At 73.5% G+C, this 1,220-nt stretch carries 1 protein-coding gene; it reads right to left on the bottom strand.

Annotated features, from left to right (window positions below; translation table 11 throughout):
• Window positions 1-63: 63 nt before the first annotated feature.
• Window positions 64-1,053, bottom strand: coding sequence for a cytosylglucuronate decarboxylase (blsE, locus tag VR44_RS32020; RefSeq protein WP_045951134.1), 990 nt, complete (start codon window positions 1,051-1,053; stop codon window positions 64-66).
• Window positions 1,054-1,220: the final 167 nt, after the last annotated feature.

Below are 1,220 nucleotides of genomic sequence, written 5' to 3'. Positions count from 1 at the left end.
GCAGCACCCGCGGGCCGGCGCGGCCGCCGCCTTCCGTCGCGGCCGGAGCGGCCCCGGACGGGTTCAGTAGTGCCATGCCCCCACCTCCCCCAGCCGCGCCACGTCGTCGCTGTACCCGGCCGCGGTGGTGGAGCACCCGCTGCACACCTGGGGGCCGCGTTCGCGGAAGTAGTCGGCGTGCGCCCGGAACACCGGGGTGTCCAGCCGGACCACGCCCTGCTCCCGCAGCGGCGCGCCGCCGGGCCCGTCGTCGCCCTCCCGGTGCGGGATGCAGCTGCACGCGTACATCCGCCCGTACTTGCCGTCCACGTAGATGACGTCGTCGGCGACGTGGCACAGCGGTTCGGCGGCGCGCGGGGTGACGGACCCGGTGAAGTAGCGCTCCTGTTCCTGCGGGGTGTCCCCGTAGAAGCGTTTGCCCATCGGGACCAGCAGGGCGGCCGGGTCGGCGTCGTAGATCGGGTCGCAGACGCTGCGGACGTGGTCGGCGTCCGGGTAGGTGATCGTGCGGTCGAGCTTGAGCGCGGACAGCTCCCACTGGCGCACCCCCGCCTCCGTCAGGACCTCCTGGAGCCGTGGCATCTCGGCGTAGTTGTGCGGTCCCACCACGGTGTTGACCCTCGGGAGGACACCCAGCGCGGCGGCCTCCCGCAGGCCCCGCAGCCCGCTGTCGAACAGGCCGGGGGTGCGCCGGTAGACGTCGTGGGTGGCTCCCGAGGCTCCGTCCAGGCTGACGATCACCTGCGCGAGGCCGGCCGCGGCCAGCGGGGCGGCCGTACGGGGCAGCAGCGAGCCGTTGGTGATGAGGGACATCTTCATCCCGGCGGCCGTGCCCGCGCGCACCAGGTCCACCACGTCGGGGTGCATCAGCGGTTCGCCCCCGGTGAACCGGACGTAGCCCACGCCGGCGTCCCTGGCCTTCGGCAGCAGGTCGGCGAAGTCCTCCGGGGAGAAGCGGTACGTGTCGCGGGAGAGGGCGAACTCGCACATGAAGCAGTCGGCGTTGCAGGCTTCCAGGATCCTGATGAAGAGGTAGCGATCGCGTGCACGCACGGGCGGAGACCTTCCAGGCGACTCACGGGACGGATGGGACGGTGCGGTGGGGCGGCGCCGGGTGGCTGCCGGACCGTGCGGGCGGGTCAGGACGGAGGGCCGGACGCGCCCAGGACTTCGAGGAGTGCGTCGGCCACCTGGGCCGACCCGCGGGTGCCCACCGCGGT

The organism is Streptomyces katrae, from assembly GCF_000966975.1.
GTDB lineage: Bacteria > Actinomycetota > Actinomycetes > Streptomycetales > Streptomycetaceae > Streptomyces > Streptomyces katrae.
Note: the sequence above shows the minus strand (reverse complement) of the source record. Positions and strands in the feature narration are given on the sequence as shown.